The sequence below is a fragment of the Cupriavidus sp. IDO genome, assembly GCF_000812465.1.
Classification (GTDB): domain Bacteria; phylum Pseudomonadota; class Gammaproteobacteria; order Burkholderiales; family Burkholderiaceae; genus Cupriavidus.
Map to the genome: position 1 here is coordinate 1 of NZ_JWMA01000134.1, position 6836 is coordinate 6836.

General features: G+C 61.0%; 6 protein-coding genes and 1 pseudogene. 3 read left to right on the forward strand and 4 right to left on the reverse strand.

Annotated elements, in window-relative coordinates:
* Nucleotides 1–83: 83 nt before the first annotated feature.
* Both istA and istB read left to right on the forward strand, forming a co-directional pair.
* Nucleotides 84–1211, forward strand: a pseudogene (istA, locus tag RM96_RS28485) (IS21 family transposase); the annotation flags it as partial.
* Nucleotides 1212–1216: 5 nt separating this feature from the next.
* Nucleotides 1217–2005 carry an IS21-like element helper ATPase IstB gene (gene istB, locus RM96_RS28490; protein ID WP_039015090.1) on the forward strand — a complete coding sequence of 263 codons (789 nt, stop codon included), beginning with the start codon at nt 1217–1219 and terminating at the stop codon, nt 2003–2005.
* Between the two features lie 241 nt (nt 2006–2246).
* Here istB and RM96_RS28495 read toward each other — a convergent pair whose 3' ends face one another.
* From RM96_RS28495 to RM96_RS28515, 4 genes are all read right to left on the reverse strand, one after another.
* Nucleotides 2247–2495: a hypothetical protein gene (locus RM96_RS28495; RefSeq protein ID WP_039015091.1), complete on the reverse strand. Its 249-nt coding sequence runs from the start codon at nt 2493–2495 to the stop codon at nt 2247–2249.
* A gap of 1477 nt (nt 2496–3972) precedes the next feature.
* The gene (locus RM96_RS28505) at nt 3973–4794 is read right to left on the reverse strand and encodes an anti-sigma factor family protein (protein ID WP_039015093.1); all 822 of its coding nucleotides are present in this window, start codon (nt 4792–4794) and stop codon (nt 3973–3975) included.
* A complete protein-coding gene (locus RM96_RS28510) occupies nt 4791–5309 on the reverse strand; it encodes an RNA polymerase sigma factor (protein WP_039015094.1) in 519 nt (172 codons plus the stop codon). The genes RM96_RS28505 and RM96_RS28510 overlap by 4 nt, the downstream gene beginning before the upstream one ends.
* Before the next feature lie 74 nt (nt 5310–5383).
* Nucleotides 5384–6094, reverse strand: coding sequence for an anti-sigma factor family protein (locus tag RM96_RS28515; protein ID WP_039015095.1), 711 nt, complete (start codon nt 6092–6094; stop codon nt 5384–5386).
* 200 nt (nt 6095–6294) lie between these two features.
* Between RM96_RS28515 and RM96_RS37850 the strand changes: the two genes are divergently transcribed.
* Nucleotides 6295–6747: a DUF305 domain-containing protein gene (locus tag RM96_RS37850; protein WP_443112283.1), complete on the forward strand. Its 453-nt coding sequence runs from the start codon at nt 6295–6297 to the stop codon at nt 6745–6747.
* Nucleotides 6748–6836 lie beyond the last annotated feature (89 nt).

Below are 6836 nucleotides of genomic sequence, written 5' to 3' on the forward strand. Positions count from 1 at the left end.
CACGTGCCCATAATGAAAAGTAGAACCGCGAAAAGATACGAACTGTCCGAGGGCTCGGCACGTTCCTTCCGATTACGCGATCCTTCCTATTAGGCGAGGCCGCCCAGATCGACTTCGGTGCCGGTCCGACGCTAACCGACGTGCGCACGGGCGAGATCCACAAGACTTGGTACTTCGTCATGACGCTGTGCTGGTCCCGGCACCAGTATGTCGAGCTAGTCCGTGACCAAACCATTGCCACCTGGCTGCAGTGTCACCGGCATGCCTTTGAATGGTTCCATGGAGTGCCGGAGCGGCTCATCATCGATAACCCCAAGTGCGCCATCATCAGGGCCTGCCTGTATGAGCCGGAAGTCCAGCGGGCCTACGCCCAATGTGCCGAGGGCTATGGCTTCCGCATTGATCCCTGTCCGCCACGGGACCCACAGAAGAAGGGCATCGTGGAATCGGGAGTCAAGTACGTAAAGAACAGCTTCGGGCCCCTGCGCGACTTCCGCGACCTCGCCGATGCCAACCGCCAGGTGCGCGCCTGGGTCATGGCTGAGGCCGGCATTCGTATCCACGGCACTACGCGCCAGCAGCCTCTGGTCAGCTTCACCGGCACTGAACAAGGCCTGTTGCTGCCGTTACCGGCAGTGGCCCCCGAGTTGGCGACCTGGGGCCGAGTGAAGGTACACCGGGATGGCCACGTTCAGTTCGAGCGGGCCTATTACTCGGCGCCGTTCCGGCTGGCCGGCAAGTCGCTGTGGCTCAAGGCTACGGCGACGATGGTGCATCTGTATGAGGAACACATCCTGGTTGCCACGCACTTGCGACAGGGTGCGCCCGGCGCCCGCAGTACCGTCACCGACCATCTGCCACCCGAGGCACAGGCTTGGCAATTGCACGATGTTCAGTGGTGCTTGCGCGAAGCCAAGCGCATCGGTCCATCCTGTTCCGCCCTGGTGCGCGTGCTGTTCGGCGATCGGGTGCTGATCAAGCTGCGAGCCGTCCAAGGCCTGTTGCGGTTCGCCCAGCAATACGGCGACGAACGGCTGGAGGCCGCCTGCCGGCGGGCCAACCACTTCGGCACGCCCAACTACGGGGCGGTCAAGCAGATCTTGGCCAAGGGGCTGGATCTCGAACCGACGCCCACGGTCAGCACACTGGCCACCACCTACACCCAAGGCGGCCGCTTCTGCCGCGACACCCAGACACTGCTTCTTCATTGAATCCCATGAATCCGATCCCCGAACTCTCCTCCGCCCTCAAGCAACTGCGTCTGTCTGGCGTTCTCGACACGCTGGAGGTGCGCAATCGCGAAGCCATCGAGCGCCAGTTGGCCCACACCGACTTCCTCGCCTTGCTTGTCCACGACGAGCTGGCTCGCCGGGACCAGAAGAAACTCAGCCAACGCGTACGCCGCGCCAGCTTCCGTGGGGAGAAGACCCTGGAGGGCTTCGACTTCGATCGCGTGCCCAACCTGAACCGGGCGACCGTCTATGACCTGGCCACCGGCCGCTACATTGAGGAGAAGGTCTGCATCCTGATCGCCGGCCCGTGCGGTACCGGCAAGAGCCACTTGGCCCAGGCGCTGGGGCATGCTGCCGTCCGCCAGGGACACGACGTCCTATTCACCACCCAGACGCAGTTGCTGCGGACTCTGCGTCAGGCCGAGGCCGTCGGCACATACGAACGCCGCTTCCAGGCACTCGCCCGGCTACCAGTCCTCATCATCGACGACTTCGGGCTCAAGCCACTGCGCACGCCGGACGACGAACTGCTCCACGATCTCATCGCCGAGCGCTACGAGCGGGCCTCCACCATCTTGACCAGTAACCTGGACTTCAGCGAGTGGGGAGACGCCTTCGCTAGCAACAAGATCCTGGGCGCTGCCACGCTCGACCGCTTGCGTCACGGCGCCTATCGGGTCGTCCTCGACGGCGAGAGCTATCGCGCGCCCAGGACCATGCCCGAGCAGCCCAAATCAGCCATTGAAAAAGGAGGAAAAAACCGCCATTCTTGAAACCCCGTTCGAGCCCGATCCAGGCGACTCCGCCTGGCTCCATTACGCCGAAGATGCCCGGCTCCTTTACGCCGGCGATCGACAACCAAGAACAAATTTGTGCAAACCAACGAAAATCCTCGTTCCGGGCTAGCTGGATTGTTGTGATTGAACATAACGTCCGATCACCGAAATCTTGCGGGTTGCTGGGAGGTTATGTTGAACGGGGGAGGGGCGGACGTCGGTCGGCGCCGCCGGCACCTCAGTTAGCCGTCGACGCGCAGGCGCTCGAAACGCCAGCAAAGTCGAAATGCGCGGCGGCATAGATGGCATTGCACGCCCAGACCTCTTCTCCGTTCTTATAGAAGGACACCCACTTGCCGTCGCTGACGCAGTGGGCGCCAGGGAAGACTTCGTCATGGCCGTTCGGACCGTCCAGCGGAAAGGGGGCGTGGGGTGTGGCCCAGTATTGGCCGCGCGGTAAGGGCGTGATCGTCTTTGGCATGCTCATCCGGCCCAGTGCGGTGTTTCTGAAGGGCCCCGGCCTCGCTACGGCGAAACGGAGGCGGTGTCAATCGTGCAATGGCGTAGCTCAGACTCGTGGCAGCTTCGTGTTGCCTCGCTACCATCACCTCTGCTATCCCGTAGGATTTCCATGGCACGATACCGTCCGATTTTGGCCCTGGCCTTCGGCGTCGGTGCCTTCATCGTGATCGCCGCCATCGTCTCTCGGCAAGTATATCTGCGCACCGCCGCGGAGGCTGCCGACGCCAGCGCAGACGAGGAGCCCGCGACAATGATGTTGATACGCTGCGAGACGACGCATGAAGGTCTGCAGAATAGGGACAGGTCGACTTCGGAGGCTGACGAGCGGCCACGCGCTCGATGTAGAGAGTCCTGACTTTCCGAGAACTTCTGATTAGTCGATCAGGAGCACAGGCAAAAGAATGCCCGCTGCTCGGGCGGGCATGAATCCCTTTCGGAGAAAGAGAGGAGACGAGGGTAAGTATAAACCCTTGGGAAGACTCTCGCAGAGCGCTTCACAGAGACCCGGAGATCTAGGCTGCAGGCCTGGCCGGAGACAGATCGAAGCAGTGCCCAATCAAATAATTTCATGATCACGAAATTATTGGACTGTGACGAGGAACCCCGCGGACGGTCATGCTCGTCGTCTCTAGCCGACCCTTCTCTGCCATTAGAGGGCTTGCCAAGCCAATGGCGGGTGTTGGGTGCACAGCAGCCATCCCTCACTTGTGGCGTCCGACGCGTCGTCGACCCCGATCTTCTTCACGGTGGTCTCTATTCATCTGCTGTTTAGCATCAGGCGCAGGCCCCGTCGCAGTGGGTAGCCACATTGCGCCCTCAAAAACGCCGCGGCGGTTCACCGGGTTATGGCGCTGGCCGGAATCGCATCGTTGCTATGGGACTGTGGAGCGTATTAAAGGAAACCGTTGTATCGCGCGTGTAGCGCGAACAGGCCAGTTCTGTCGCTACACGTATTAACGCCGCCTCGCGATACAGACGAATACAAAGATCATGTGCAAGCAGGCGCAAGAGATGGCTTGGTGATCATGAGTCTGGCAGCAGCCAGAAAAGTCGCGGTCTGCCGAGCGCTAGGTTATGGAATGGCAGAAACCTGAATGCGGATTCAACCGGTCGACGCAATGGATTGATGGAATCGTTCAGCCGGTGTATCGACCGGTTGAATCCGCAGAACAAGAGTTGCCGTTCGTCGTGTAATCGGCATAAGGCCGCTACTGCCCGGTAAAGGACCCCCGACCGCCTGCCCGTCGGCTTGCCGTCAGCCGGATCTTGATATCGCCGCCCTGATGGACCGGCCGGCCCCAACTTCGCTGGTGACAGATTCATTTCGCCGCCTTCCAGCCTTTGCGGTGCAAGGCCGCGCCGGTGTTTACCCGCGCACCGGGTCAGGAGTTGACAAATTTACTGTCGTAGCGGTGACAACGTTTAGTACGGTCTACGCTCGACTATTCCTTCTTTCCAGGTGTCAGTTGGGCATAGACATCGTGCGAGATGTCGAGCAGCACCTTGCGATCGATGCCGCCGCTTACGGCATAGCCAAAGTCACCGTCCAGCCAGTAGAAGACATTGACAGGTCCGTCTTGGTACAGCTTGAACGCGGTAGTGTTCGCGCTCGTGCTTCGGTGGGAAATGTAGAGGGTGATCCGTTCGCCCTTGGCGTCGCGGTACATGAACTGCGCAACGCCGCCGCTGGAGTCGGGCAGCAGGCGGCCGCCAACCAGCTCAAAGCCTACCCGCGTCAGCACCGGGGGGTGCACATTGGTGCCAAGCCGACTTGCCAGCCACTGGACGAAGTCCTGCTCCCGATCCGCGCCGATGTCGGCGGGACGAACGACGTCGGGCATGTAGACGACGTGTGCAACCGCGGCATTGCGTGCCAGTCCATCCTGGCCGGGCAGGCTGCTGATCGGCCCATTGCTGGCGAGCTGACCTGTCATGCGTGGCACCATCTGGGTCCCGACACCGAGTGCAATGCCCAACACCAGTGTTGCAGCGATGCTGGCGAAGCGAGGCCAGTTGGCCGCTTCGCGCCGGCCGGGATGCCATGTAAGAGATGGCTGAAGGCGTTTCGGCACCGGCTCGGCTAGGACCCTGTCATAGCGCTCATGGAGCAGACTGTTCAGCGAGAAATAATCGCTGACCCTTGCCGCGAGGGCTGGGTCCTGCTCCAGGGCGCGCTCAACTTGGGCGCGGCGCTCTTCCGACAGAGCCCCGTCGGCATAGGCATGAAGATCGGCTTCGGAAATGGAAAACTGTTGCTCGCTCATGGCACCACCCTGAGTCTGGCGCTGGATTGCGAGCCCGCCATCAATGCCCGCAACCGTTCCCGCCCACGCGAGAGGCGGGACATCACGGTGCCAATCGGGACATCCAGCGCAATCGCTACATCGGCATAGCTCATTTCCTCCAGACCCACAAGGAGGACGACTTCACGCTGTTCCACCGGCAGGCGCTGCAACGCGTAGTCGAGATCGCGCATTTCCAGGGAGCGCATTTGCTCCGGGGCCACTGCGTATTCGCTTTCATCTACGGAATCATCGTCGACCGATACGTGCACCACCCGCTCGGAGGCCCGGCGAATCTGGTTGATAAAAAGATTATGCATGATGGAAAACAGCCAGGAGCGCAGGTCGGAACCTGGACGGAACTGCTCGGTTCGGCCCAACGCGCGTTCCAGCGTGTCCTGCACAAGGTCGTCGGCCAGATCGTGATTGTGGATCAATGCCCTGGCATACCTGCGCAGTCGCGGCACATGCTCGACCAACTCGTCCTGGATTTTCATGGCCCGCTCCAGTCAGGAACTGTCGTTGCTGATGCGATCCCATCTCACTGTAGTCCTTGTCGATGCGCTCGGTGTCAGCGCGAAGTCATAAGATCGGCTGCCTGCATCAAGCGCGGGGTGTTGGCGCTACCGGCGAGCACGTAGTGCGTGGTACCGGCCTTCCAGGACAGCAAACGAACATTGCCAACCCGGTGTGCGGACCAATGTGGAGTTGCCAGATCAAAAGGCAGCGCGCTGGCCTGCAGCAGGACGATACGCCGCTGATTCGGGTCTTCATAGACCGATTGGAGCACTTCAGACACCGGCCCGATGCGCACCGGCTTTCGACTCATTAGAGTGAATCCGACCGAATTCAGGTCGGGCGAGGGCCTGCCTCCGGCCATGCCGATCGCTTTGGGATAACCAGGTGCGCTCGTTGCCTCGACCAGCGCAAGTACCGCCACACTGTCGAGCTCCTCGTTCGACGCGCTTGCGCCAGCCAGCCAGCCGCCCACTGCCGCCAGCAGCACCAAGCCAGATACGAACATGCAGGCAACGGTGTAACTCATGGGCCGCATGCTGGCCGCGCGAGAATCAGCTTCTTGCGCAACATCTTGATGAGGATATGCTTGTTTGATGTGCTCGTTGAGGCGCATGTAGAAGGCAATTCTGCCAGCTTCGCTGGGGTAGCCTTCAAGATACCTGTCGAGGCTTGCGGCCTTGCCGGGGGGCAGGAGACCGTCTGCATACGCCTGAATATCGACTTCCGAGACCCTTTCGGTGTCGGGGGCGTTGTCAAGTTGCATCGCAGCGTGCGGTAGTTAGTCAAGGGGGCTTGATTAGTAAACACGCTGGCTTCGGTTTTATTCCCGCTGGCCTCGCGGCGCAATTTGCCTATTCTCTTAAAAGACCGATGCCGTCCGAGTGGCGGCTCTTGCAAGGGGTTGCCGAAATGCCTACGTCCGTTACCAGAATCGCGTCATGCCTTGTGGCGATGGGGTGGCTGATGCTTGCTATCCATGCAATGCCGGCTCACGCGGCCGGCAGCACAGCGGACGACGAGGGGGAGCGCGCGTTCCTAGCCGAAAACGGCTCGGCCATGACCGTTATGATGAGGCGCATGGAAATCACGCCGAGCGGCAATATCGATCGGGACTTTGTCGCCATGATGGCGCCACACCACCAGGGTGCGATCGACATGGCGCAGGCCTATCTGCGCTTTGGCGACAATGAGCAGTTGCGTCGTTTGGCGCAGGAGATCATCGTTGAGCAGCAGCAGGAGATCCTTGCCATGCGTCTGGCGGTAGGGCTGCCGCTACCGCCCCCGGTTGCGGCCCCCACCGACATCGGCGGGCCGCCCGGCATACCAGTGCCTGTGGAGGAAGCACACCGTGGAGGCGGTGAGCGAGTTTTGCCCTCGCATGGCCACCAACCAGAGCAGTTGCAGGAGTCAAAATGAAATTCAAATCGCTCTTTGTCCTTGTTCTGACGGTCAGTGCTCTGGCAGCGGCGCCACCATTATTGGCGGGGGAAGCCCCCCCATCCCCG

Coding starts and splice junctions, on each gene's coding strand:
- istB (WP_039015090.1), top strand. CDS start 1,217: ATGAATCCGATCCCCGAACTCTCCTCCGCCCTCAAGCAACTGCGTCTG.
- RM96_RS28495 (WP_039015091.1), bottom strand. CDS start 2,495: ATGAGCATGCCAAAGACGATCACGCCCTTACCGCGCGGCCAATACTGG.
- RM96_RS28505 (WP_039015093.1), bottom strand. CDS start 4,794: ATGAGCGAGCAACAGTTTTCCATTTCCGAAGCCGATCTTCATGCCTAT.
- RM96_RS28510 (WP_039015094.1), bottom strand. CDS start 5,309: ATGAAAATCCAGGACGAGTTGGTCGAGCATGTGCCGCGACTGCGCAGG.
- RM96_RS28515 (WP_039015095.1), bottom strand. CDS start 6,094: ATGCAACTTGACAACGCCCCCGACACCGAAAGGGTCTCGGAAGTCGAT.
- RM96_RS37850 (WP_443112283.1), top strand. CDS start 6,295: ATGCTTGCTATCCATGCAATGCCGGCTCACGCGGCCGGCAGCACAGCG.